Origin of the sequence: Micromonospora sp. DT15 (genome assembly GCF_049841475.1) — a bacterium.
Lineage (GTDB): Bacteria > Actinomycetota > Actinomycetes > Mycobacteriales > Micromonosporaceae > Micromonospora.
On the sequence record NZ_JBNCKJ010000004.1, the window covers coordinates 439056 to 463336 of the forward strand.

Below are 24281 nucleotides of genomic sequence, written 5' to 3' on the forward strand. Positions count from 1 at the left end.
GGGGCTACGACCGGATGTCCGAAGTGGCGCCACGGCCATAGCGTCGACGCATGACGCAATGGCTGGCCCAGATCGGAGAACTACCGGTTCTGCTGCTGATGGGCGCGCTCGGGCTCGTCATGCTCTTCGACGCCGTACCCCTGCTGGGTGTCCTGGTCCCCGGCGACGTCGCGATCCTCGCCGCTGTCGGCGTGGGCCGCCCGAGCACCGGGCTGGCCACCTTCACCGCGGTGCTGATCGGTTGCCTGGCCGGATGGTCACTGAGCTTCCTGGTCGGCCGTCGCTACTCCGACCGACTGCGCGACAGCCGCGTCGGTGGCTGGATCGGCGAGGCCCGCTGGACAGCGGCCGAAGGAATCCTGCGTCGCGGCGGCGGCCGGATGATGGTGGTCGCGCCGTTCCTGCCGGTCTTCAACGCGCTACTGCCACTGGCCGCCGGCGGGCTGCGGATGTCGTACCGCCGATTTCTCGGCTGCGCGACGATCGGCGCGGCCGCCTGGGCCGGTCTCTACCTCGCCCTGGGCACCGCGTCGCGGTCGGTGGCCGCGCTGCTGCCGGGCGACCCCAGCCCTCTGCTGGTCACGATGGGGGTCGGGCTGGTGTTGGCTTCCGTCGCGTTGCTGGGGGCGCGGCGGCGGTTGTTCGCCGTCGTGAGCTGAGGCTGTTCTTCGCTCTGGGGGGTGTGGGGGGCCCTGGGGCCGGGTTGCGGTGGGTGGGGCGGGGGGCCCCCCGGGGGGGGGGGGGGGTGGGGGGGTGGGTGGCCCAGGGCGGGCGGTGGGGGTCATGGGGGGTGGTGGGGTGACCGGCGAGGGGGTGGGCGAGGGGGGGGGGGGGGGGCGCCCCGGGGGGCCGGGCCGGGGCGGTCGGGGTCCCCCCCGGGCGCGCGGGCGCCGGGCCCCCCGCCCCCGTCGTGGTTCCGGGTCGTGCGGGGGGCGCCGCGGTCGTCGGTGGGGTATTGATCTTGGTGGCCCCTGGTCGACGGTTGGTGATCTTGGTTGTTGGTGGGTTACCAGCCTCTGGCTTTCCACTGGGGGAGGGCCGGGCGCTCGGCGCCCAGGGTGCTGTCCTTGCCGTGGCCCGGGTAGAACCAGGTGTCGTCCGGGAGTTGGTCGAACAGCTTGTGCTCGACGTCACCGATCAGCGCCGCGAAGCGCTCCGGGTCCTTGTCGGTGTTGCCCACCCCACCAGGGAAGAGACTGTCGCCGGTGAAGAGGTGCGGAGTGCCTGACGGGTCGCGGTAGAGCAGCGCGATCGAACCCGGGGTGTGCCCCTTGATGTGGATGACCTCCAACGCGCAGTCGCCGACCGCCACGGTGTCGCCGTCGGCCAGCCGCTCCGCCTCGATCGGCAACCCCGACGCGTCGTCGGCGTGCACCAACGCCCGGGCGCCGGTCTTGGCGACGACCTCCTCCAGCGCCACCCAGTGATCCATGTGCTGGTGGGTCGTCACCACGGCGGTGAGCCCACCGTCACCGATCAGCTCGAGCAGCCGGGGTGCCTCGTTCGCGGCGTCGATGAGCACCTGATCACCGGTGCCCGTGCAGCGCAGCAGGTAGGCGTTGTTGTCCATCGGACCCACCGACAGCTTGCTGATGGTCAGCCCGTCCAGCTCCCGAACCGCCGGTGGGCCGCCGTGCGTGACGTCTCCGCTGTATGTCATGACGTTTCTATATCCATTCCGGTGGAGTAGGCAGGGGACCGTCAGGGGTGACGGAGAGCAGGGTGCCGTCGGCGCGGCCGATCAGCCAGACGGCGAGGTCGGGGGCGGAGCCGGCGACGACCGGAGCGCCGACGCGCTCCCCGATCACCACCTCGTGCTCACTGCCGTCGAGGCGCAGCACCATCGACGGCGGTGTCGGCCCCGTGGCGTGATGACTGGCGGCCTCCCGCAGCAGTCGGTGGGCGAACGTCTCCGACCAGTCCGCGGCCCGGTAGTCGGCGGCCAGATCGAGGTGGTGCACCTCGATCTCCCGCAGCCGACCCCAGACCAGCAGCGCCGCCGGCCAGGGACCCTTACGCGCCTGCACCGTCGCCGCCCAGGCGTCGGCCGGCATCGCCGCGACCGCCTCGGCGAACAGGTCCGCGGTGCGTCGCAGGTCGTCCAGGTGCGCGGCGGGTGGCCGGCTCGAACCGGCTTCGATGTCGGCGGTGCGGGCGTCCAGCGAGGCGTACATCGGCAGCGCCGCCCCGGTGCGGGCCGCGGTGAGCAGGTTGACGAAACCGTCGGCGTTGCGCGCCACGTGCGCCAGGACGTGGCCGCGCGTCCAGCCCGGCAGCAGCGACGCGGCGGCCAGGTCCGCGGCGTCGAAAGAAGCGGCGGTACGCAGTAGTCGCCTGGTGGCCGCGTCCACCTCGCCCATCAGCAACAGCGGATCCGTGGTCACCCGTCGACCCTAGCGGTCCGCCGTCGCGCCGTCGCCGGGGAAATCGCTTTCGGCGCGTCGGCGCGCGACCTACCGTCAGCGGCAGACGCGGCACCGGGACATCGGACGGAGGTGGTGATCATGCCGGACGTGGCACGCGTGTTCCGCCATCACCAGCTTCGACACCGATGAGGATGCCATGACGATCGATTTGACCGCCCTCGGCTGGGACGCCGAGCGGACGGCGTACGCCGCGCGCCGCGGCGAGCACCAGCCGGGTCGGGTGGCCCGGGTGGACCGGGGGGTCTGCACGGTCCTCACCGCAGGTGGCCCGGTCCGGGCCAGTCTGGGTGGGGCGGTGCTGACCGTCGCCGCCCGGGACCCGTCCGCGCTGCCCTGCGCCGGGGACTGGGTGCTGCTCACCCACTGGCCGGACCGCCGCGTCACCGTCGAGGCCGTGCTGCCACGGCGGGGAGCGCTGATCCGACGTACCGCCGGCAAGGACGCCAGTGGTCAGGTGCTGGCCGCCAACCTCGACGCCGCCGCCGTGGTGGAGCCGGTGCACCCCGAGCCGGACGTGGGCCGGATCGAGCGGCTGCTCTCCCTGGCCCACGAGTCCGGCGCCCGGCCACTTGTCGTACTGACCAAGGCGGACCTCGCGGCCGACCCGGCCGCGCTGGCCCGCCAGCTGGCCGCCGTCGCGCCCGGGGTGCCCGTGCTGCCGGTCAGCGCCGAACGTGGCCTCGGGCTGGCACCACTGCGCGCCGAGGTGACGCCCGGCCGCACGCTCGGTCTGCTCGGCCCCTCCGGTGCCGGCAAGTCGAGCCTCGTCAACGCCCTCGTCGGGGCGGTGATGATGCCCACCCAGGCGATCCGGCGCGTCGACGGCAAGGGTCGGCACACCACCACCTGGCGGGCGCTCGTACCGATCCCCGGTGGCGGTGCGGTGATCGACACGCCCGGTGTCCGGGCGGTCGGCCTGCTGGACGGCGCGGCCGGGCTCGACCGGGCGTTCGCCGACATCGTCGGGCTGGCCGAGGGCTGCCGGTACGCCGACTGCGGTCACGACGGCGAGCCGGCCTGCGCGGTCCGGGAGGCGGTACACACCGGCGAGCTCTCCACCCGTCGGTGGGAGAGCTGGCGACGGCTGCAGGGCGAGGTGGCCCACGAGAGCCGACGGCGGGAGGCCCGGATGGCGGCGGAGCGACGCGGCGGGTGGCGTTCGGCCCGGCGTCGGGCCGCGCGTCCGCCGGCGCCCGGCGGCTACTGACCGGGCACCCGCCGGCGCGTGGCCGACCAGGCTCGCGGGCGGCGCGGCCGACCGGGCTGAGCTGGGGGAATGTGCGGGCGAGGGAAACTGTCGTACCTCGGGGCTAGAGTTGCCGAGGCGCGTTTTCCGCGCCCGCACGACCGCTCAAGACCACCCAGAGCGGGACAGATCCTTTGCTTCATCTTCTCCCGGGAGTACACGCACCGTGGCCGACCGACTGATCATCCGTGGCGCGCGCGAGCACAACCTGCGTGACGTCAGTCTCGACCTGCCCCGGGACGCGCTCATCGTGTTCACCGGGCTGTCCGGGTCGGGCAAGTCGAGCCTGGCCTTCGACACGATCTTCGCCGAGGGGCAGCGCCGCTACGTCGAGTCGCTCTCGTCGTACGCCCGGCAGTTCCTCGGCCAGATGGACAAGCCAGACGTCGACTTCATCGAGGGCCTGAGCCCGGCCGTCTCGATCGACCAGAAATCCACCTCGCGCAACCCGCGCTCAACGGTCGGCACCATCACCGAGGTCTACGACTACCTGCGTCTGCTCTACGCCCGCATCGGTGAACCGCACTGCCCGGTCTGTGGTGAGCGCATCTCCCGGCAGAGCCCCCAGCAGATCGTCGACCGGGTCCTCGCCATGGCCGAGGGCACCAAGTTCATGGTGCTCGCCCCGGTGATCCGTGGCCGCAAGGGCGAATATGTCGACCTCTTCGCCGAGCTACAGGCCAAGGGCTACGCCCGGGCCCGGGTCGACGGCGTGGTTCACCCGCTGACCGAGCCGCCGAAGCTCAAGAAGCAGGAGAAGCACACCATCGAGGTGGTGATCGACCGGCTCACCGTCAAGCCGAGCGCCAAGCAGCGGCTCACCGACTCGGTCGAGGCCGCACTGGGCCTGTCCAGCGGCCTGGTCCTGCTCGACTTCGTCGACCTTCCCGAGGACGACCCGGACCGCGAGCGCCGCTACTCCGAGCACCTTGCCTGCCCCAACGACCACCCGCTCGCCATCGAGGATCTCGAGCCTCGGGTCTTCTCCTTCAACGCGCCCTACGGCGCCTGCCCGGAGTGCACCGGCCTGGGCACCAAGAAGGAGGTCGACCCGGAGCTGCTGGTCCCCGACCCGGAGCGCAGCCTGCGCGAGGGCGCCATCCAGCCCTGGTCCACCGGGCACAACCTGGAATACTTCCTGCGCCTGCTCGAGGCGCTCGGCGAGGCCCAGCACTTCGACATCGACACCCCCTGGCGGGCGTTGCCGGCGCGGGCACAGAAGACGATCCTCCACGGCTCCGACGACCAGGTTCACGTGCGCTACCGCAACAAGTACGGCCGCGAGCGCTCCTACTACACCGGCTTCGAGGGCGTGGTGCAGTGGATCGAGCGCCGGCACTCCGACACCGAATCCGAGTGGTCCCGCGACAAGTACGAGGGCTACATGCGCGACGTGCCCTGCGCGGCGTGCGGCGGTGCCCGGCTCAAGCCCGAAGTCCTCGCGGTCACGTTGGCCGGCAAGAGCATCGCCGAGGTCTGCAACCTCTCCGTGGGGGAGTGCGCCGACCTGCTCGCCGGCATCGAGCTGACCGACCGGCAGAAGATGATCGCCGAGCGGGTCCTCAAGGAGATCAACGCCCGGCTGCGGTTCCTGCTCGACGTCGGCCTGGACTACCTCTCCCTGGACCGCCCAGCCGGCACGCTCTCCGGCGGCGAGGCACAGCGCATCCGGCTGGCCACCCAGATCGGCTCCGGCCTGGTGGGCGTGCTCTACGTGCTCGACGAACCGTCGATCGGGCTGCACCAGCGCGACAACCACCGGCTGATCGAGACCTTGATCCGGCTGCGTGGGCTCGGCAACACGCTGATCGTGGTGGAGCACGACGAGGACACCATCCGCACCGCCGACTGGATCGTCGACATCGGTCCCGGCGCGGGTGAGCACGGCGGCAAGATCGTGCACAGCGGCTCGGTGCCGGCGCTGCTGAAGAACAAGGAGTCGATCACCGGGGCGTACCTGTCCGGTCGGCGGTCGATCCCAACGCCGACGGGCCGCCGCCCGCAGGACCCGGCCCGCGAGCTGGTGGTGCACGGCGCGCGGGAGCACAACCTGCGCAACCTGACCGTCTCGTTCCCGCTGGGCCAGCTGATCGCTGTCACCGGGGTCAGCGGCTCGGGCAAGTCGACGCTGGTCAACGACATCCTGTACGCGGTGCTGGCCAACCAGATCAACGGCGCCCGGCTGGTGCCCGGCCGGCACACCCGCGTCTCCGGGCTGGAGCACGTGGACAAGGTCGTCGGCGTGGACCAGTCGCCGATCGGCCGCACGCCGCGCTCCAACCCGGCCACCTACACCGGCGTCTGGGACCACGTCCGCAAGCTCTTCGCCGAGACCACCGAGGCGAAGGTGCGCGGGTACGGCCCGGGTCGGTTCTCCTTCAACGTCAAGGGCGGACGCTGCGAGGCGTGCTCCGGTGACGGCACCATCAAGATCGAGATGAACTTCCTCCCCGACGTGTACGTCCCCTGCGAGGTCTGCAAGGGCGCCCGGTACAACCGGGAGACCCTGGAGGTGCACTACAAGGGCAAGACCGTCTCGGACGTGCTGGAGATGCCGATCGAGGAGGCCGCCGAGTTCTTCTCCGCGATCCCGGCCATCCACCGGCACCTGAAGACCCTCGTCGACGTCGGCCTGGGCTACGTCCGTCTCGGTCAGCCCGCGCCCACCCTCTCCGGCGGTGAGGCGCAGCGGGTCAAGCTCGCCTCCGAGCTGCAGAAGCGCTCCACCGGGCGGACGGTCTACGTGCTCGACGAGCCGACCACCGGTCTGCACTTCGAGGACATCCGCAAGCTCCTGATGGTGCTGGAAGGCCTGGTCGACAAGGGCAACACGGTGATCACGATCGAGCACAACCTCGACGTGATCAAGACCGCGGACTGGCTGATCGACATGGGTCCCGAGGGTGGCCACCGCGGCGGCACCGTGCTCGCCACCGGCACCCCCGAGGAGGTCGCCGAGGTGGCCGAGAGCCACACCGGCGAGTTCCTGCGCCAGGTGCTCAAGCTCGACGGCAAGGCCAAGGGTGCGGCTGCCGCCACCACCCGGGCCGCCAAGGCCAACGGCGTGACCAAGGCGCGGGCCAGCCGTAAGGTGCCAGCCGCCGCGCGCTGACCTCACTACGCGTGCTGATGGGGTGGGGCGGGTCGGATGACGACCTGCCCCACCCCATTTGTCGGGTCAAGCGGATGCCGTGGTGAACCATCCGGCACAGTTGCCCGTGTGGAGAAGTGTGGCCGGCTTTCGACCGGCAGCGGGCTAGAGAGAGGCGAGGCATGAGTGACGATCAAGCGCTGACCGGACCAGGTACGCAGACACGTCGTAACCTGCTCACCGGCGTCGGGGCGGTCGGCGCGGCCGTCGTCCTGGCTGCCTGCGGCAGTGACGACGGCGGCAGCAGCAGCGGTGCGCCCACAAGCGGTGGCCCTGCCGTACCCAGCACCGGCGACGCTGGCGGCGGTGACCGGCAGGATGCCCAGTCGCTGGCCACCACCGCCGACATCCCGGTCGGCGGCGGCAAGGTCCTCGCCGCCCAGGGTGTGGTCATCACCCAGCCCACGGCCGGCCAGTTCAAAGGCTTCAGCCCAATCTGTACGCACCAGAACTGCCCGGTGACGAACGTCGACGGCGGCACTATCAACTGCACCTGCCACAACAGCAAGTTCTCGATCGAGGACGGCTCGGTGAAGGCCGGCCCGGCCACCAAGCCGCTGCCGCCCAAGGAGATCAAGGTCACCGGCGACCAGATCTCGCTGGCCTGACCCGACGCGGGGCCGGTGGGCCGGCCCGGGCCGCACCTTGACCGGCCGGTCGCCCGGCGTCGCAGGATCGATCCGCGTTCGGAAAGTCGGGGTGTCAGCGGTGTGCCGACACCCCGACTTCCGGGGCACCGAGTGGATCACGCCTGCGGTGGGCTGTCAGTGCTGCGGACTAGGCTTGTTGGCGTGGCTGACCCCTCGACCTACCGCCCCGCACCCGGCACCATCCCGGAGCTACCAGGGGTCTACCGCTTTCGCGACGGCACCGGCCGGGTGATCTACGTCGGCAAGGCGCGAAATCTGCGCAGCCGACTCAACTCCTACTTCGGCGACGTCTGGAACCTGCACGAGCGCACCCGGCAGATGGTCACCACCGCCGAATCGGTGGACTGGATCACCGTCGGCACCGAGGTCGAGGCGCTCCAGCAGGAGTTCACCTGGATCAAGCAGTACGACCCGCGGTTCAACGTCCGCTACCGCGACGACAAGTCGTACCCCTATCTCGCTGTCACCCTCGACGAGGAGTACCCCCGGCTGCAGGTGATGCGCGGCGCCAAGCGCAAGGGCGTGCGTTACTTCGGTCCCTACTCGCATGCCTGGGCCATCCGGGAGACCCTCGACCTACTGCTGCGCGTGTTCCCCGCACGCACCTGTTCCGCCGGGGTGTTCAAGCGGGCCGGCCAGGTCGGTCGCCCCTGCCTGCTGGGCTACATCGGCAAGTGCTCGGCGCCGTGCGTGGGCACCGTCTCCGCCGACGAACACCGGGCCATCGTCGACGGGTTCTGCGACTTCATGGCCGGACGCACCGACACCATGGTCCGCAAGATCGAACGTGAGATGACCGAGGCGAGCGAGCAGCTGGAGTTCGAGCGGGCCGCCCGCCTGCGCGACGACGTGGCCGCGCTGCGCCGGGCCATGGAGAAGCAGACCGTTGTGCTCGGCGACGGCACCGACGCCGACGTCGTCGCGTTCGCCGACGACCCGCTCGAGGCGGCTGTGCAGGTCTTCCACGTCCGCGACGGCCGGGTCCGCGGCCAGCGCGGTTGGGTGGTGGAGAAGACCGAGGAGCTGACCACCGGGGACCTGGTGCACCACTTCTGCACCCAGGTGTACGGCGGCGAGCACGGCGAGGCCGACGTTCCTCGGGAACTACTGGTCCCCGAGCTGCCCGCAGACGCCGACGCGCTGGCCGAGTGGCTCTCCAACCACCGGGGCAGTCGGGTGTCGCTGCGGGTGCCGCAGCGTGGCGACAAACGCTCACTGATGGAGACGGTGGAGCGCAACGCCAAGGACGCGCTGGCCCGGCACAAGCTCAAGCGCTCCGGTGACCTGACCACCCGGGGCAAGGCACTGGACGAGATCAGCGAGGCGCTGGGCATGAGCACCTCGCCGCTGCGCATCGAGTGCTTCGACATCTCCCAGATCCAGGGCACCGACGTGGTCGCCAGCATGGTGGTCTTCGAGGACGGGTTGCCCCGCAAGAGCGAGTACCGGCGGTTCATCGTCCGGGGCGCCACCGACGACCTCTCCGCGATGTCCGAGGTGCTCCGTCGCCGCTTCGCCCGCTACCTGGACGCCAGGGCCGAGACGGGTGAGGTGGGCGTGGAGTCGGCCGACGATCCGGCCGCACCCGGAGGCGCCACGGATCCACAGGTCGGCATCCTGATCGACCCGACCACCGGCCGGCCCCGAAAATTCGCGTACCCGCCACAGCTGGTGGTCGTCGACGGCGGCGCCCCACAGGTCGCCGCCGCCGCGCAGGCCCTCGCCGACCTCGGCATCGACGACGTGGCCCTGTGCGGGCTGGCCAAGCGGCTGGAAGAGGTGTGGCTCCCGGACGACGAGTTCCCGGTCATCCTCCCGCGCACCTCGGAAGGGCTCTACCTGCTGCAACGGGTGCGTGACGAGGCCCACCGGTTCGCCATCACCTTCCACCGGCAGCGCCGCTCCAAGCGGATGACCGAATCAGCGCTGGACCACGTACCCGGCCTGGGCGAGGTACGTCGCAAGGCGCTGCTGCGGCACTTCGGCTCGCTCAAACGACTCTCGGCGGCAACGGTCGACGAGATCACCGAGGTGCCTGGGGTGGGGCGGCGCACCGCCGAGGCGATCCTGGCCGCCCTGGACAAGGACACCAAGGCCGGCGACGGCGCGGGCGCGAAGCCCAGCACCTGAGCACCGTCGCTCGCTCGCTGCCGGGCCGGAGGCGGCCGCTGGCTGTCCTCGCTCGCTCCGGTGATGGGCGGTCGCCCCATGATCGTGCTCGTTCCTGGATGTAGTGGCCTCGTTGCGCTGGGAGGGGCCTCTTTCCTGGATCGAGCACGATCTAGCGGGGGTTGCGGGCGCCGGGCTGCCCCCGGCCAGGCTGACCCGGCCGGCGCTCTGCCCGTGTGTCGGGCCGAACCCGCCCGGTCCGCCCCGTCTGTCCGATCCCGCCCCGCCCGCCCCGCCCGGTCCGCCCCGCCCGGCCCGCCCGGTCCGCCCGCTCCGGTCCGCCCGGTCCGCCCCGCCCGGCCCGCCTCCGCCCGGTCCGCCCCGCCCGGTCCGCCCCGCCCGCCCGGCGAGCCCGCTCGGCCCGCTCCGCTCGACCCGGCCCCGCCCGCCCCGGTCGGGTCTGGGGCGCAACGGACGAACGGTGCACGCAGGCATGATCCACTCGGGTTCCATGAGGTCGGGGGATCCTGGGCAGTGGGACACCGCGACTTCCAGGAACCCGAGTGGATCATGCTGGCCTGGCCGCCGTGTCGGGTTCGTTGGGCCGGCGAGGTGGGCGGTTTGTCGGGGTTCGGCGTCGCCTGTCGGGTGGTCGGGGCCAGTCCGGCGGCGGAATCGTGGGCCGGGCCGGGTCGTTATACCTGGCAGACCACCGCAACAGCCCGGGTCACCCCGGGCCGGCCGCCGGAACAGCCGCCGGGAACACCCGGCAGGCCCCCACGGTTACACCCCCGGAACGGCCGAGCACCACCACGGCCGACCCCCTGCGGGTAGGCGGAATGATCCGCCACCGGCACCGGTTACACCCCGTCCCGACGCCGACCCCTCGTTGCGGGTCGCCGGGCAGACGAACTTTCCCCCGCACCACCATCCACCCCCCTGGTGTGGTGTGGGTATCCCCCGAGGCAGAGGAGCACGCCATCATGCGTACCGATCTGATTCGTAAGACCGCCCTGACCGCCGCCGGCCTCGCGTTCACCGGCGGCGCCATCGCCGGCCCCGTCACCACCGCGTTCGCCGCACCCACCACCAGCACCAAGCCGGCCACCCAGACGCAGGCCGACCGCAAGGGTCACGGCGAGCGGGAGCTCGGTGTGCGCTACGAGGCGCAGCCGAACTTTTACTACTGCGGGCCCGCCGCGACCCGTAACGCTCTGAGTGTGCAGGGTAAGAACATCAACGTTGATGACATGGCCAAGGAGATGGGCACCACCGAGGCCGGCACCAACTCCATCAACGACATCACCCCGGTGCTGAACAAGGAGACCGGTAAGAACGACGCCTACCGGTCCGTCGAGATCAGCACGCCGGACGCTGATGCCAAGCAGACCGATCAGCTGCGCGCCGACATCGTCAAGACTGTTGACGACGGTAGGGCCGTGGTCGCGAACATCGCCGGGACCAGCACCGACACCAACGGTGTGAGCCACTCCTACGAGGGCGGGCACTACATCAGCGTCGTCGGCTACCGAGACAACGGCAGCACCGTCACCATCGCCGACTCCGCCGACCCCAACCAGGCCGCCTACCAGATCAGCGTCGAACACCTCGCCGACTGGATCGCCACCCGCGGCTACGCCACCAGCTGACCCACACCAGCACACCACGCACACACACCGAAGGGCCGGACCCCCACGAGGGTCCGGCCCTTCGGCATGACCTCAGTCGGTGGCGAGGACGGCCAGGATCTGCTCGCCGTACTTGGCGAGTTTGTTCTCGCCGACCCCGCTGACCTTGGACAGGTCGCCCAGCGTGCTGGGCGCGTCGCTGGCGATCTGTCGCAGTGTCGCGTCGTGGAAGATGACGTACGCCGGGACGCCCTGTTCCTTGGCGGTGGTCGCGCGCCAGGCTCGCAGCCGCTCGAACAGCGACGCGGCGGCCGGGGTCAGCTCGGCCACGACGGTGGACGCGCCGCGCGACTTCGATGTGCGGCTCGATGCCGGCTTCTCCGGCTCACGGCGCATGGTGACCGTACGGCGGCGAGCGAGGACGTCGGCGCTCGCCTCGGTCAGCGCCAGCGTGCCGTAGTCGCCCTCGACGGCGAGGAGCCCTTCGGCGAGCAGTTGTCGGACCACGCCCCGCCACTCGGCCTCGCTGAGCTCGGAGCCGATGCCGAAGACGGTCAGGGAGTCGTGACCGTACTGGCTGATCTTGTCGGTCTGCTTGCCGAGCAGGATGTCGATGCAGTGCCCGGCGCCGAAGCGCTGGTTGCGTTCGCGGTCGAGGCGGAAGACGGCGGAAAGCAACTTCTGGGCGGCGACGGTGCCGTCCCAGGTCTCCGGTGGGGTGAGGCAGGTGTCGCAGTTGCCGCACGCTGCCGTCGTCGTCTCGCCGAAGTATTCGAGCAGTTGGACCCGCCGGCAGCGCACCGTCTCGCAGAGGGCGAGCATCGCGTCCAGGTGTGCGGCCAGGTTGCGGCGGTGGGCGAGGTCCCCGTCGGACGTCTCGATCATCTTGCGTTGCTGAACCACGTCCTGAAGCCCGTACGCCAGCCAGGCGGTGGACGGCAGACCGTCACGGCCGGCGCGGCCGGTCTCCTGGTAGTAGCCCTCGACGGACTTGGGTAGGTCGAGGTGGGCGACGAACCGCACGTCGGGCTTGTCGATGCCCATGCCGAAGGCGATGGTGGCCACCATGACCAGGCCGTCTTCCCGCAGGAAGCGCTGCTGGTTGCGGGCGCGGGTGCCCGCGTCCAGCCCTGCGTGGTACGGCAGCGCGGCGACCCCGTTGGCGGTGAGGAACTCCGCCGTCTTGTCGACCGAGGCACGGGACAGGCAGTAGACGATGCCGGCGTCGCCGGGGTGCTCGTCGCGCAGCAGGGTCAGTAACTGCTTGCGGGGCTCGCGCTTGGGCACGATCCGGTACTGGATGTTGGGCCGGTCGAAACTGGCCACGAAGTGCCGGGCGTCGTCGAGGTTGAGCCGGGTCGCGATCTCGGTGCGGGTGGCGCTGGTCGCGGTGGCGGTCAGGGCGATGCGGGGCACCTGCGGCCAGCGTTCGTGCAGCATCGAGAGCGCGAGATAGTCGGGGCGGAAGTCGTGCCCCCACTGGGACACGCAGTGCGCCTCGTCGATCGCGAACAGGGAGATGCGGCCCCGGTCGAGCAGGGCGAGGGTGGATCTGACGCCGAGCGCCTCCGGGGCGAGGTAGAGCAGGTCCAGTTCGCCGGCCACGAAGGCGGCCTCCACCCGTCGCCGAGCGTCCAGGGTCTGGGTCGAGTTGAGGAACCCGGCGCGTACGCCGACCGCGGTGAGGGCGTCCACCTGGTCCTGCATGAGCGCGATCAGCGGGGACACGACGACGGCGACCCCGTCGCGGACCAGGGCCGGGATCTGGTAGCACAGGGACTTGCCGCCACCGGTGGGCATCAACACCAGCGCGTCGCCGCCATCGACCACGTGGTCGATCACGTCCTGCTGGAAACCGCGGAAGGCGTCGTAGCCGAACACCCGGCTCAGCACGTCCAGGGCGTCGGAGGCGGCCCGCAGGTCGGTGGGAGAAGCCATCCGGGGAGTCTACGAGCCCAGCCCGACAGCGCCCGCCCGGCGCACCCGGGTCGGGTGGGCCGGACGGGCGGGGCGGTCAGCCGGGCTGGCTGGACCGGTTGGCCAGGCCGCGCGGCGGGGCCTTCATCCCGATCACGATGTCGACGATCTCGATGTAGCGGGCCTTGTTGCCCATGCGGAAGGCGGTGGCCGCCGCGTTGATCTCCTCCAGGGTGTCGGCCTCGACCATGGTGACCTGGTCGTACGTGCCGTTCACCCCGGTGCAGACGACGTGGGTGAGCTGCTTGGCGAAGCGGCCCAGGTCACGGGCGTGCTCGGCGGAGATCTCGTGGATGCCCTCACGTCCGAGGGCGAAGTACTCGGGGTTGATCCGCGCGACCGCCGGGCGCTCGGTGTGCGCCGTCCGGCCACGGGTGCCGGGCGGGGACCGGGTGGCGGGATAGAGTCGCTGATTGACCAATCGCGGCCGAGGGCGGCCGCGGCGCCACGGCTTGGGGGTACGGGTGAGCGAGGCGCGCACAGCCGGGGACCGGATCGACGGCCCGGATGCCAATGACGAGCAGGTGGCGGCTGAGTCGGAGACCACACTGGTGGTGGTCACCGGCGTCTCCGGGGGTGGCCGCAGCACTGTGGCCCGGGCGTTGGAGAACGTCGGCTACTACGTCGTGGACAACCTGCCGCAGGCACTGATGCTGGACATGGCCGAGCTGGCGTTCAAGGCGGGCGGCGCGGCTCGGCGTACCGCGATGGTGCTGGACGTGCGGTCGCGGGCCTTCTCCACGGACCTGGCCGGGGCGATCCGGGAGCTCAAGGAGCGCGGATTCTCGCCCCGGGTGGTCTTCGTCGACGCCGACGACGAGGTGCTGATCCGGCGGTTCGAGAGCGTTCGCCGTTCGCATCCGTTGCAGGGTGACGGGCGGCTGGCCGACGGCATCGCCGTGGAGCGCGGCCTGCTGGAGGAGGCCCGTGACCAGGCCGACGTGATCATCGACACCAGCCACCTGAACGTCAACCAGCTCCGGCGCCGCATCGAGGAGCTGTTCGGCGGCGAGGACGCCCGCCGGCTGCGGGTCACCGTGTTGTCGTTCGGCTTCAAGTACGGCCTGCCGCCGGACGCCGACTTCGTGTTGGACGCCCGCTTCCTGCCCAATCCGTACTGGGTGCCGGAGCTGCGTGAGCACACCGGGCGGGAGGAGGCGGTCAGCGCGTACGTGCTGGGCCAGGAGGGCGCGGACGCCTTCGTCGCCTCGTACGCCGACCTGGTCAACGCCACCACGACCGGCTTCGAGCGGGAGGGCAAGCGGTACCTCACGGTCGCCGTGGGCTGCACCGGCGGCAAGCACCGCAGCGTGGCCATCGCCGAGGAGTTGGCCAGCCGACTGCGTCACTCGGGGTTGGCGGCGAACGCCCAGCACCGCGACCTGGGGCGGGAATGACGGCCCGGCGGGTGGTGGCGTTCGGCGGCGGGCACGGTCTGTCCGCCTCGTTGCGTGCGCTGCGCCACTGCGCCCCCGAACTCGACCTCGACATCACCGCAGTGGTCACGGTGGGTGACGACGGTGGTTCCAGTGGTCGGCTGCGGGCCGAGCGGGGTGGCCTGCCGCCGGGAGATCTGCGCCAGGCGTTGGTGGCCCTGGCCGGTGACCACCCGGCCACCCGGCGCAGCGCCGGGCTGTTCCAGCACCGCTTCGCCGCCGCGCCGGTGGGCGTACCCGGACCCGGCGCGACCGGCCGGGGCCTGGCGGCGGGCGACGACGCGGGCCGGGACGGCGCGGCTCCGCGCGGCACCGACGGGGCGTCTGCCGGCACCGACGGTCTGACCGGGCACGCGGTGGGCAACCTGGTGCTCTGCGGCCTCATGGAGCTGCTCGGCGACCCGGTGGCGGCGCTGGAGCACGCCGGCGCGATGCTCGGCGCGGTGGGCCGGGTGTTGCCGATGTCCCGCCAACCGGTCGGCATCGAGGCGCGGGTACGCGGCGCCGACCCGGCCGCCCCGGACGAGGTGTGCACGGTCAGTGGCCAGCACCAGGTGGCCGTGACCACCGGGCGGGTCGAGTCGCTGCGCCTCACCCCGAGCGCCCCACCGGCGTGCGCCGAGGCCATCGAGGCGATCCGGGCGGCCGATTGGTTGATCTTCGGGCCGGGCAGCTGGTACACGAGTGTGCTTCCGCACCTGCTGGTGCCGCAGTTGGCCGACGCGATCGTGTCCACCTCGGCCCGGCGGCTGGTCACGCTGAACCTCGCCGCGGAGAAGGAGACCCTGGGGCTCTCCGTCGCCGATCATCTCGCGGCACTGCACTGGTACCTGCCCGAACTCAAGGTCGATCTTGTGCTCGCCGACGCCAAGGCGGTGGGTGACCCCGAACCGGTCGAACGTGCGGCAGAATCGCTGGGTGCCCGCCTGGTCCTCGCCCCCGTCGCCGTTGTCGACGGGACTCCCCGCCATGATCCGGCTGCCCTGGGCGCCGCGCTGGTGCCTGTCCTGGGCGCCGATCGTTAGACACGTACGTAATCTCCGGCGACACGCCGGAACAGGTCCGTGAGGGGACGCACAATGGCGATGACGGCCGCGGTCAAGGACGAGCTGAGTCGGGTCGACGTGCCCAAGCCCTGCTGCCGGCGGGCGGAGATGGCCGCGCTGCTGCGCTTCGCCGGCGGGCTGCACATCGTCTCCGGCCGCGTGGTGGTGGAGGCGGAACTGGACACCGGGGCGGTCGCCCGGCGGCTGCGTCGGGAGGTCGCCGAGGTCTACGGCTACCCCAGCGAGATCCACGTGCTGGCCTCCGGTGGGCTGCGCAAGGGCAGCCACTTCATCGTGCGGGTGGTCAAGGACGGCGAGGCCCTCGCGCGGCAGACCGGCCTGCTCGACGTGCGGGGTCGCCCGGTGCGAGGGCTGCCCCCACACGTGGTGGCGGCCAACGTCTGCTGCGCGGTCTCCGCGTGGCGGGGCGCGTTCATGGCCCACGGCTCGCTCACCGAGCCCGGCCGCTCCAGCGCGCTGGAGATCACCTGCCCGGGGCCGGAGTCCGCGCTGGCGCTGGTCGGCGCGGCCCGCCGCATCGGCATCACCGCGAAGAACCGCGAGGTACGCGGGGTGGACCGGGTGGTCGTCAAGGACGGCGACGCGATCGCCGCGCTGCTCACCCGGATCGGCGCGCACTCCAGCGTGCTGGCCTGGGAGGAGCGTCGGGTACGCCGCGAGGTGCGCGCCACCGCCAACCGGCTCGCCAACTTCGACGACGCCAACCTGCGCCGCTCGGCGCGGGCGGCGGTCGCCGCGGCCGCCCGGGTCACCCGTGCGCTGGAGATCCTCGCCGACGAGGCGCCCAACCACCTGACCGACGCCGGTCGGCTGCGTCTGGAGCACCGGCAGGCGTCGCTGGAGGAACTGGGCGCCCTGGCCGACCCCCCGCTGACCAAGGACGCCATCGCGGGACGGATCCGCAGGCTCCTGGCGCTGGCCGACAAGCGGGCCCGCGACCTTGGCATCCCGGATACGGAAGCGGCAGTCACGCCCGACATGCTCGTGGTCTGATAGGACGGTGGGGCCGCACGGTGCGCCCGGGAGCGCGACCCGGCGCAGCGTGGTCTCGCACGCTCGGATAAGGTCGCTGAGTACGGCAAGGGGGCCGACACCGGCCTTTCTCGTCGTGCCCACCGCCTCGGGCGGTCAGGTCCTCAGACCGCGCGGCGGGGTGGCCGAGATGAACCGTCGACGGCCGGCTCCAACGGTCGGCGCACACCATTCCCGCCGGCCCGTTGTCTGAAGCCGGCGGACCAGAACGCGAGGAGATGGGACCTGTGACCATCCGGGTTGGCATCAACGGCTTTGGCCGAATCGGCCGTAACTTCTTCCGGGCAGTGCTGGCGTCTGACGCCGACATCGAGGTCGTGGCGGTGAACGACCTGACCGACAACGCCACGCTCGCCCACCTGCTCAAGTACGACAGCATCCTCGGTCGCCTGCCGTACGAGGTCAAGGCCAACTCCGACGAGATCACCGTCGGTGGCAAGACCATCAAGGCGTACGCCGAGAAGGACCCGTCGAAGCTGCCGTGGGGCGAGGTCGGCGCCGACGTCGTCATCGAGTCGACCGGCTTCTTCACCGACGCCACCAAGGCCAAGGCGCACGTCGACGGTGGGGCCAAGAAGGTCATCATCTCCGCCCCGGCGAAGAACGAGGACGTCACCGTCGTCATGGGTGTCAACCACGACACCTACGACCCGGCGAAGCACACCATCATCTCCAACGCTTCGTGCACCACCAACTGCCTCGCGCCGATGGCGAAGGTCCTGCACGACACGTTCGGCATCCAGCACGGTCTGATGACGACGATCCACGCGTACACCCAGGACCAGAACCTCCAGGACGCGCCGCACTCGGATCTGCGTCGTGCCCGGGCCGCCGCGCTGAACATCGTTCCGACCTCGACCGGCGCCGCCAAGGCGATCGGCCTGGTCCTGCCGGACCTCAAGGGCAAGCTCGACGGCTACGCCCTGCGGGTGCCGATCCCGACCGGCTCGGTCACCGACCTCACCGTCAACGTGGGTCGCGAGACCACCGTGGACGAGGTCAACGCCGCGCTGAAGGCCGCCGCGGACGGCCCGCTCAAGGGCATCCTGGTCTACAACGAGGACCCGATCGTCTCCACCGACATCGTGACCGACCCGGCGTCGTGCATCTTCGACGCGCCGCTGACCAAGGTCGTCGGCAACCAGGTCAAGGTCGTCGGCTGGTACGACAACGAGTGGGGCTACTCCAACCGCCTCGTCGACCTCGTCAAGCTGGTCGGTTCGTCGCTGTGAGCATCCGGACCCTCGACGACCTGCTCGCCGAGGGGGTGTCGGGTCGGCGCGTGCTGGTGCGCGCCGACCTGAACGTCCCGCTCGACAAGCAGACCGGTGCCATCACCGACGACGGGCGCATCCGCGCGGTGCTGCCGACCCTCGGCGCGCTGGTCGAGGCCGGCGCGAAGGTGGTCGTCTGCTCGCACCTGGGCCGCCCGAAGGGCGCTCCGGACCCGCAGTTCAGCCTGGGCCCGGTCGCCGGGCGGCTCGGTGAGCTGCTGGGCGCGCCGGTGCACTTCGCCACCGACACCGTGGGTGAGTCGGCCCGCGCCACCGTCGCCGACCTGGCCGACGGCCAGGTCGCCCTGCTGGAGAACCTGCGTTTCAACGCGGGCGAGACCAGCAAGGACGAGGCCGAGCGGGGTGCCTTCGCCGACCAGCTCGCCGCGTTCGGCGACGCGTACGTGGACGACGCGTTCGGTGCCGTGCACCGCAAGCACGCCAGCGTCTTCGACGTGCCGGCCCGGTTGCCGCACGTCGCGGGTCGGCTGGTGCTGCGTGAGGTCGAGGTGCTCTCCAAGCTCACCGGTGACCCCGAGCGCCCGTACGTCGTGGTGCTCGGTGGGTCGAAGGTGTCCGACAAGCTCGCCGTGATCGAGGCTCTGCTGCCCACTGTCGACCGGCTGCTCATCGGTGGCGGGATGTGTTTCACGTTCCTCAAGGCCCAGGGCCTGGAGGTGGGCACCTCGCTGCTCGAGAAGGACATGGTCGACACCTGCCGCAACCTGCTGGAGCGGTCCGACGGCAAGATCATGCTGCCGGTCGACGTGGTGGTGGCGGACGCGTTCGCTCCGGACGCGGCGCACGACACGGTGCGGGTCGACGGCATCCCGAGCCACCGGCTCGGCCTGGATGTCGGCCCGGAGACGGTGGCTGGCTTCAGCGCCGCGCTGTCCCAGGCGAAGACGATCTTCTGGAACGGCCCGATGGGCGTGTTCGAGATGCCGGCCTTCGCTGCGGGCACCCGGGGGATCGCCGAGGCGATCACCAAGGCCGACGCGTTCAGCGTCGTCGGTGGCGGTGACTCCGCCGCGGCCGTCCGTGCCCTGGGGCTGGACGAGTCGTCCTTCGGGCACATCTCCACCGGTGGTGGCGCCTCCCTGGAATACCTCGAGGGCAAGACCCTCCCCGGCATCGCGGCCCTGGAGAACTGAATGTCGAGCACCACCCGCCGGCCGCTGATGGCCGGTAACTGGAAGATGAACCTCAACCACCTCGAGGCCAACCTGCTGGTGCAGAAGCTGGCGGCGAGCCTCACCGAGAAGCAGCTCACCGCCGTCGAGACGGTAGTGCTGCCACCCTTCACCGACCTGCGCACCGTGCAGACCGCGGTGGACGGGGACAAGCTGCTGATCGGCTACGGCGGGCAGGACCTCTCCCCGCACGCGTCCGGCGCGTACACCGGGGACATCTCCGGGCCGATGCTGGCCAAGCTCGGCTGCACGTACGTGGTGGTCGGGCACTCCGAGCGGCGGGCCTACCACCACGAGGACGACGCGCTGGTCAACGCCAAGGTCAAGGCGGCGCTGACGCACGGCCTGACCCCGATCCTGTGCGTGGGGGAGGGGCTTGACGTCCGCGAGCAGGGCACCCACGTGGCGCACTGCTCCGACCAGCTCGACGGGGGCCTCGCCGGGCTCACCCCCGAGCAGGTGCGGCAGGTCGTGATCGCGTACGAGCCGGTCTGGGCGATCGGCACCGGCAAGACCGCGACCCCGGACGACGCCCAGGAGGTCTGCGGGGCGGTGCGCCAGCGACTGGCGGAACGCTTCGACCAGGAGACCGCCGACCAGGTTCGGGTTCTCTACGGCGGGTCGGTCAAGGCGTCCAACGTCGCCTCGATCATGGCCCAACCGGACGTGGACGGGGGCCTGGTGGGGGGCGCCAGCCTGGACGCCGAGGAATTCGCTCAGATCTGCAGGTTCCCGGAGCACCTCGCCCGCTGATCGCTCGGTATCCTTGACACCGCCCGTCCGCCGGTCGGTGCCGCCGTGCCCGATCAGACCGGGCGAGGATCGCTACGAGAGGAACTGACCCCAGCCATGCCGATCTGGTTCGCATACACGTTGATCGTGTTGCTGGTCATCACGAGCATTCTGCTCACCCTGCTGATCCTGCTGCACCGTGGCAAGGGTGGCGGTCTGTCGAGCATGTTCGGCGGTGGCGTCAGCTCCAGCCTCGCCGGCTCCTCGGTCGCCGAGAAGAACCTGGACCGCTACACCGTTCTGGTGAGCGTCGTCTGGTTCGCCGCCATCATCGGGCTCGGGCTCTGGCTGCGCCTCCAAATGAACAGCGGCGCCTGAGCAGGCTCAGTAAGTCGTACAATCTGCGCGCGGTTCGTCACTCGACGGGCCGCGCGCAGGCTTTTCTCCGCTGCACCGCGTCGCCCGCCGCTCCACCCCCGAAGACGGCGGGTCCCCTCCGACGACAGGAGCGAGCAGCCGTGCCGAATGGCAACGTTATCCGGGGAGCCCGGGTCGGGTCCGCACCGATGCGCCCCGACGAGCGGCACCAACCCGCCCCCCGACAGGACGTCACCTACTGGTGCCGTAACGACCACCGGGTCGACATTCGGATCGCCGCGGACGTCGAACCGCCACCCCTGTGGGACTGCCCCCGCTGTGGCCTACCCGCCGGTCGGGACGCCCAGAACCCGCCAGGTCGGGTCCGCGCCGAACCGTACAAGAGCCATCTGGCGTACGTGAAGGAGCGCCGTACCGCCGAGGAGGGCGAGGCCCTGCTCGCCGAGGCGCTCGCCGCACTGCGCCGTCGACGCGGCGAGTAGCGGGCTCCTCCGCCCGCTCAGCGCAGACTGCGCAGTCGGACAGGCACATCGGCTGCGGCCGTCCGGTCCAGCAACCAGCGGGTGCGGTTCACGCCGTGCACGCCGGCTGCCGGCAACTGCACCGGGCCTGCGCCGGCCAACGCCATACCCACCGCGCGAGCCTTGTCGGCGCCGGCGGCCACCAGCCAGACCTCCTCGGCGGTGTTGATCGCCGGGAGGGTGAGGGTGGTCCGCGTCGGCGGCGGCTTGGGGCTGCCCCGCACCGCGCTCACCGGCCGGGTCTCGTAGCCCACCGGGTGCTCGGGGAAGACCGAGGCCACGTGGCCGTCCTCGCCGACGCCCAGCATCAGCACGTCGAAGTGCGGCAGTGTGGCGTGCCCGGGCCGGGCGGCGCGGGCCAGCTCCTGCGCGTACTCGGCAGCCGCCGCCTCGGGGTCGTTGCCGGCCGGGCCGTCCGAAGCCGGCATCGGGTGCACCCGGGCCGGGTCCAGTGGCACCACGTCCAGCAGGGCGGCCCGGGCCTGCGTCTCGTTGCGGTCCGGATCACCGGCGGGCAGGAACCGTTCGTCGCCCCACCACACGTCGACCCGGGACCAGTCCACCGCGTCGCGGGCCGGCAGCGTCGCCACCGCCCGGTAGACGGCCGCCGCGACCCGACCTCCGGTGAGCACCACCGAGGCTTCGCCCCGGTCGGCCTGGGCGTCGAGCAGCTTCACCAGCAACCGGGCCGCCACGGCCTGCGCCAGCAGGTCGGCGTCGGCGTGGACGGCGACACTCGCCTCACTCATGGTTGCGCCTTCGTTCGAGGACCGCGAGGCGGTCGCTGTCGTGCCCGGGGCGGTGTGCCCGAGGTGGTGGGGCGAAAACCCCGGAGATTGCGGGGCAGGGCCGGTGTGTACCGGCCCTGCCCGACGTTGTGCCCCGGCTGGGCTCAGCCCTCGCCGCTCGTGCCGACGTGCGCGGTCACCCCGGCCTCGGCGCGCTGCGCGGTGGCCGGATCCTTCCAGACGTGGACCCGCTGCGCGGGGCGCTGATCCAGCCCTCGCAGCCCGACAGTCGCGCCCAGCGCCTCCGCGTACACCTGGTCGGCGTCCAGCCGGCGCAGCTCCTCGGCCAGCTCGTCGCCGAGCGGGCGGCGCACCAGCGGCAGGGCCCGGTCGTCCTGGCCCGTGCGCCGGAACACGGCCATGCTGTCCTCGCGGGTCAGCGTCAGCTGATCGCCGTTGGCGCAGCTGAGCTGCACCTCCCGCATCCGGGGGAACTCGTTGCTGTCCACCCGGCGTGGGGTGATGCCGAGCCGGCTGGACAGCCAACCGGCCATCAGCGCCGCCGTCGGATCAGTGGGAGGCGCGACGATCGTCGCCTCGGTGACCTGGGCGTTGGTGGTGTCGAACGCCCCGGCGACCAGGGTGCGCCACGGGGTGATCCGGGTCCACGCCAGGTCGGTGTCGCCCGGGGCGTAGTCCCGGGCCCGCTGCCGCAGCGCCTCCAACGGGTCGGCGGCCTGCGCAGAGTCGGTGATCCTCCGGTCGGCCACCACCCCGAGGAAGTCGGTGGCGATCTCCGCCGGCGGCTCGCCGTGCCACCAGGTGACCACCGGTACGTCGGGAACGAGCAGCGGCATCACCACCGACTCGGCGTGCAGGGACAACCGGCCGTACATCCGGGTGACCACCGCCTCGCACGGGCCGAGCCGGCCACCGACCACGATCTCCGCGTCCAGTCGGTTGCGGTCCCGCTCGATCTCCGAGCGGACCACCACCACGAGGCGGCACGGGTGCGCCGCGGCGGCGATCGTCGCGGCGGCCTCAGCCTCCCGGACCCGCTTCTCGTCCACCACCACGATGAGGGTGAGCGCCATGCCGCTGGCCACCCCGCCGGCGCTGCGCCGCTCGGCGGCGAGCGCCTTGACCACCTCGTTGCCGGTGGTGTCCCACAGCCCGATCATGCTCGTCTCCAGGCGCGGCCCTCGCGGGCCAGCATCTCGTCGGAGGCCCGGGGGCCCCACTCGCCGGCCCGGTACGGCTCCGGGGTGGTGCCCTCCCAGGCGTGCTCCAGGGGGTCGATCACCTGCCAGCTCTGCTCGACCTCGGCCGCGTCCGGGAACAGGGTGCGGTCGCCGATCAGCACGTCCAGCACCAGACGCTCGTACGCCTCGGGGCTGGACTCGGTGAACGCCTCGCCGTACTGGAAGTCCATCGCGATGTCGCGGACCTCCATGGTCGTGCCCGGCACCTTCGAGCCGAACTTGAGCACCACGCCCTCGTCCGGCTGCACCCGGATGACCAGCTGGTTGTTGCCCAGCGACTCCATGTCGGCGTCGTTGAACGGCAGGTGCGGCGCCTTCTTGAACATGATGGCGACCTCGGTGACCCGCCGGGGCAGCCGCTTGCCGGCCCGGATGTAGAACGGCACCTCCGCCCAGCGGCGGTTCTGGATGCCCAACCGCACCGCCACGTACGTCTCAGTGGTGGAGTCGGCGGGGACGTCCCGCTCTTCCAGGTAACCGACAGCGCGTTCGCCGCCGACCCAGCCCGGCAGGTACTGACCGCGGACGGTGTCCCGGGCGACGTCCTTCGGCAGGGTGATGGCCTTGAGCACCTTCAGCTTCTCAGCCCGGATCTCGTCGGCGTCGAAGCTGGTCGGCTCCTCCATCGCCACCAGGGCGAGGAGTTGGAGAAGGTGGTTCTGCAGCACGTCGCGGGCGGTGCCGACGGTGTCGTAGAAGCCGGCGCGGCTGCCGATGCCGACGTCCTCCGCCATGGTGATCTGCACCGAGTCGACGTACTTCGAGTTCCACAGCGGCTCGAACAGGTTGTTGGCGAACCGCAGGGCGAGGATGTTCTGAACCGTCTCCTTGCCCAGGTAGTGGTCGATCCGGAAGACGTCCTCCCGGGTGAACACGTCGTCGACGAGGTCGTTGAGGGCCTTCGCCGAGGGCAGGTCGTTACCGAACGGCTTCTCCACCACGACCCGGCGCCAACCGCCGGACTTGTTGTTGTCGGCCATCCCGGTGCGGGCCAACTGCTTGAGCACGACAGGGAACGCGGCCGGCGGGATGGAGAAGTAGAACGCCGCGTTGCCGGTGATGCCGTGGGTCTGGCGCAGATCGTCAAGCGTCGAGGCGAGGGTGTCGAAGGCGGCGTCGTCGTCGAACGAACCGCCAACGAACTTGATGTTGCCGGCCAGCCGCGCCCACACCTCGTCCCGCCACGGCGTGCGGGCGTGCTTGCGGGCAGCCTCGCAGGCCAACGTCTCGAAGTCGCCGTCACCCCAGTCCCGGCGCGCGAAACCGAGCACCACGAAGCCCGGCGGCAACAGCCCCCGGTTGGCCAGGTCGTAGACCGCAGGGAGCAGCTTCTTGCGGGCCAGGTCGCCGGTCACCCCGAAGATCACCAGAGCACAGGGCTCCGGGATCCGGGGCAACCGGCGGTCCTGCGGGTCGCGCAGCGGGTTCACCGAACCGCCTCCTCGCTCCGCCTCAGTCACGTCGTCCATCC

The 24281-nt window shown here is 71.3% G+C and carries 21 protein-coding genes; 14 read left to right on the forward strand and 7 right to left on the reverse strand.

What is annotated here, in order from left to right; translation table 11 throughout:
• Nucleotides 1-50 precede the first annotated feature (50 nt).
• The gene (locus ACLQ3F_RS12250; RefSeq protein WP_357200557.1) at nt 51-659 is read left to right on the forward strand and encodes a DedA family protein; all 609 of its coding nucleotides are present in this window, start codon (nt 51-53) and stop codon (nt 657-659) included.
• A gap of 347 nt (nt 660-1006) precedes the next feature.
• Here the strand turns inward: ACLQ3F_RS12250 and ACLQ3F_RS12255 are convergent, their stop codons facing one another.
• Nucleotides 1007-1660: an MBL fold metallo-hydrolase gene (locus ACLQ3F_RS12255; protein ID WP_425848671.1), complete on the reverse strand. Its 654-nt coding sequence runs from the start codon at nt 1658-1660 to the stop codon at nt 1007-1009.
• Nucleotides 1661-1667: 7 nt separating this feature from the next.
• Complete coding sequence (locus tag ACLQ3F_RS12260; RefSeq protein ID WP_357207189.1) at nt 1668-2384, reverse strand: maleylpyruvate isomerase family mycothiol-dependent enzyme; 717 nt, start codon at nt 2382-2384, stop codon at nt 1668-1670.
• A gap of 178 nt (nt 2385-2562) precedes the next feature.
• On the opposite strand from ACLQ3F_RS12260, the gene rsgA reads away from it, so the two are divergent.
• From rsgA to ACLQ3F_RS12285, 5 genes are all read left to right on the forward strand, one after another.
• On the forward strand, nt 2563-3633 hold the full coding sequence (gene rsgA / locus ACLQ3F_RS12265; protein ID WP_425848673.1) for a ribosome small subunit-dependent GTPase A: 1071 nt from the start codon (nt 2563-2565) through the stop codon (nt 3631-3633).
• Between the two features lie 205 nt (nt 3634-3838).
• A complete protein-coding gene (gene uvrA / locus ACLQ3F_RS12270; protein ID WP_091408018.1) occupies nt 3839-6784 on the forward strand; it encodes an excinuclease ABC subunit UvrA in 2946 nt (981 codons plus the stop codon).
• A 161-nt stretch (nt 6785-6945) separates the two neighbouring features.
• On the forward strand, nt 6946-7431 hold the full coding sequence (locus ACLQ3F_RS12275) for a Rieske (2Fe-2S) protein (protein WP_355010215.1): 486 nt from the start codon (nt 6946-6948) through the stop codon (nt 7429-7431).
• A gap of 183 nt (nt 7432-7614) precedes the next feature.
• Nucleotides 7615-9603 carry an excinuclease ABC subunit UvrC gene (gene uvrC, locus ACLQ3F_RS12280; RefSeq protein ID WP_357207185.1) on the forward strand — a complete coding sequence of 663 codons (1989 nt, stop codon included), beginning with the start codon at nt 7615-7617 and terminating at the stop codon, nt 9601-9603.
• 962 nt (nt 9604-10565) lie between these two features.
• The gene (locus ACLQ3F_RS12285) at nt 10566-11231 is read left to right on the forward strand and encodes a C39 family peptidase (protein ID WP_425848675.1); all 666 of its coding nucleotides are present in this window, start codon (nt 10566-10568) and stop codon (nt 11229-11231) included.
• A gap of 72 nt (nt 11232-11303) precedes the next feature.
• Here ACLQ3F_RS12285 and recQ read toward each other — a convergent pair whose 3' ends face one another.
• Both recQ and ACLQ3F_RS12295 read right to left on the reverse strand, forming a co-directional pair.
• Nucleotides 11304-13148, reverse strand: a complete 1845-nt coding sequence (gene recQ, locus ACLQ3F_RS12290; protein ID WP_425848677.1) for a DNA helicase RecQ — start codon at nt 13146-13148, stop codon at nt 11304-11306.
• Nucleotides 13149-13224: 76 nt separating this feature from the next.
• Nucleotides 13225-13608, reverse strand: a complete 384-nt coding sequence (locus tag ACLQ3F_RS12295) for a hypothetical protein (protein WP_425848679.1) — start codon at nt 13606-13608, stop codon at nt 13225-13227.
• A 73-nt stretch (nt 13609-13681) separates the two neighbouring features.
• Here ACLQ3F_RS12295 and rapZ point away from each other — a divergent pair, with 73 nt between their 5' ends.
• From rapZ to ACLQ3F_RS12335, 8 genes are all read left to right on the forward strand, one after another.
• A complete protein-coding gene (rapZ, locus tag ACLQ3F_RS12300; RefSeq protein ID WP_355009982.1) occupies nt 13682-14584 on the forward strand; it encodes an RNase adapter RapZ in 903 nt (300 codons plus the stop codon).
• A complete protein-coding gene (locus ACLQ3F_RS12305) occupies nt 14581-15648 on the forward strand; it encodes a gluconeogenesis factor YvcK family protein (RefSeq protein ID WP_357198559.1) in 1068 nt (355 codons plus the stop codon). The genes rapZ and ACLQ3F_RS12305 overlap by 4 nt, the downstream gene beginning before the upstream one ends.
• A gap of 54 nt (nt 15649-15702) precedes the next feature.
• A complete protein-coding gene (gene whiA / locus ACLQ3F_RS12310; protein WP_210785006.1) occupies nt 15703-16683 on the forward strand; it encodes a DNA-binding protein WhiA in 981 nt (326 codons plus the stop codon).
• 266 nt (nt 16684-16949) lie between these two features.
• A complete protein-coding gene (gap, locus tag ACLQ3F_RS12315) occupies nt 16950-17954 on the forward strand; it encodes a type I glyceraldehyde-3-phosphate dehydrogenase (protein ID WP_357198555.1) in 1005 nt (334 codons plus the stop codon).
• Nucleotides 17951-19150 (forward strand): phosphoglycerate kinase, encoded by a 1200-nt coding sequence (locus tag ACLQ3F_RS12320; protein ID WP_357232530.1) that lies wholly within the window; start codon nt 17951-17953, stop codon nt 19148-19150. Before gap ends, ACLQ3F_RS12320 begins: the two co-directional genes overlap by 4 nt.
• A complete protein-coding gene (gene tpiA, locus ACLQ3F_RS12325) occupies nt 19151-19942 on the forward strand; it encodes a triose-phosphate isomerase (RefSeq protein WP_425848684.1) in 792 nt (263 codons plus the stop codon).
• Nucleotides 19943-20038: 96 nt separating this feature from the next.
• Entirely contained in the window at nt 20039-20299 is a 261-nt protein-coding gene (secG, locus tag ACLQ3F_RS12330; protein WP_121653040.1) for a preprotein translocase subunit SecG, read from the forward strand.
• A 140-nt stretch (nt 20300-20439) separates the two neighbouring features.
• Nucleotides 20440-20781: an RNA polymerase-binding protein RbpA gene (locus tag ACLQ3F_RS12335; protein WP_124853953.1), complete on the forward strand. Its 342-nt coding sequence runs from the start codon at nt 20440-20442 to the stop codon at nt 20779-20781.
• 17 nt (nt 20782-20798) lie between these two features.
• On the opposite strand, the gene pgl is transcribed toward ACLQ3F_RS12335, so the two are convergent.
• The 3 genes from pgl to zwf all read right to left on the reverse strand — a co-directional run bounded on the left by pgl (nt 20799) and on the right by zwf (nt 24279).
• Complete coding sequence (gene pgl / locus ACLQ3F_RS12340) at nt 20799-21569, reverse strand: 6-phosphogluconolactonase (protein WP_425848686.1); 771 nt, start codon at nt 21567-21569, stop codon at nt 20799-20801.
• Nucleotides 21570-21712: 143 nt separating this feature from the next.
• Nucleotides 21713-22729 (reverse strand): glucose-6-phosphate dehydrogenase assembly protein OpcA, encoded by a 1017-nt coding sequence (locus ACLQ3F_RS12345; protein ID WP_355009945.1) that lies wholly within the window; start codon nt 22727-22729, stop codon nt 21713-21715.
• Entirely contained in the window at nt 22726-24279 is a 1554-nt protein-coding gene (gene zwf, locus ACLQ3F_RS12350; protein WP_357198541.1) for a glucose-6-phosphate dehydrogenase, read from the reverse strand. The genes ACLQ3F_RS12345 and zwf overlap by 4 nt, the downstream gene beginning before the upstream one ends.
• Nucleotides 24280-24281: the final 2 nt, after the last annotated feature.